Here is a 1,129-nt window from a genome sequence, read left to right as displayed (position 1 = left end):
CTAGTGTCGCGTTTCGTTAGTTGGTTTTCGGTTGAGCTTTCTTGAGAATCTCCTCGACCGGTTTCGTCCACACGAAGGGGTGTTTGCGGTCGTTCCAGCCGTTGATGAAGGCTCGGATCTTCGCGTTGAGGTCCTTGACTGAGGTGAACACACCACGCCGGATCGCTTGCCGGTCGATAATGCCGAACCAGACCTCGACGAGGTTGAGCCACGACCCTGATGTCGGGGTGAAGTGGACGTGGATGTTGGGGTGCGCGGCGATCCACTCGGTGACTGCCGACTTTTTGTGGGTGGCGTAGTTGTCCATCACCAGGTGTAACTCCTGGTCGCCGTAGGTGCGGTCGATTTGCCTGAGGAACGACAAGAACTCCTGGTGGCGGTGCCGTGGCTTGACTGTGGCGGTCACCTGTCCGGTCGCGATCTCCAGTGCGGCGAACAGTGTGGTGGTGCCGTGGCGTTTGTAGTCGTGGGTTCGGCGTTCGATCTGTCCTGGCTGCATCGGGAGCATAGGCGCGGTGCGGTCGAGGGCCTGAATCTGGGACTTCTCGTCCACGCACAATACGATCGCATTCTCCGGCGGTGCCAGATACAGGCCGACGACATCGGTGACTTTGGCGACCAACTCCGGGTCGGTGGAGAACTTGAACGTCCCCGAACGCCACGGCTGTACCCCATACTCACGCCACGCGCGGGCGACCGTGGCGTTGCCGATCCCGAGGTGACTGGCCAACAGGCGTGATGACCAGTGGGTCACCCCATACTTCTTGGGCGGTGGCTTCAACGTCGCCGAGATGACACCCGCGTGATCGAGATGTCTTGGGCGACCCGATCGTTGGGCGTCAAGAAGTCCGTCGAGGCCGTCATGGAGATACCGGGAACGCCACTTGAGTACCGTCGGCACCGACGTCCCGACAACCTCGCTGATCCGCGAATTGGCCACCCCTGCAGCAGCAAGAGTCACGATCCGCGCCCGACGCACCAGCCCCGCAGGCGTCGACGTCGACCGTAGTAGCCGATCAAGTTCATCCGCATCACCATCACGCAGGCCAAGAGCCGGGGCCGCAGAATTCGCCATAGCCAATTCTCTCAAACCACGAACCATAAACTAATTAACGACACGCGACACTAG

1 protein-coding gene is annotated in these 1,129 nt (G+C 60.6%); it reads right to left on the bottom strand.

Annotation, left to right across the window (positions count from 1 at the left end; genetic code table 11):
- Window positions 1-16: 16 nt before the first annotated feature.
- On the bottom strand, window positions 17-1,075 hold the full coding sequence (locus A5788_RS00225; RefSeq protein WP_049697012.1) for an IS630 family transposase: 1,059 nt from the start codon (window positions 1,073-1,075) through the stop codon (window positions 17-19).
- Window positions 1,076-1,129 lie beyond the last annotated feature (54 nt).

Source organism: Gordonia sp. 852002-50816_SCH5313054-c, assembly GCF_001665925.1.
Taxonomy (GTDB): domain Bacteria; phylum Actinomycetota; class Actinomycetes; order Mycobacteriales; family Mycobacteriaceae; genus Gordonia; species Gordonia jacobaea.
Note: the sequence above shows the minus strand (reverse complement) of the source record. Positions and strands in the feature narration are given on the sequence as shown.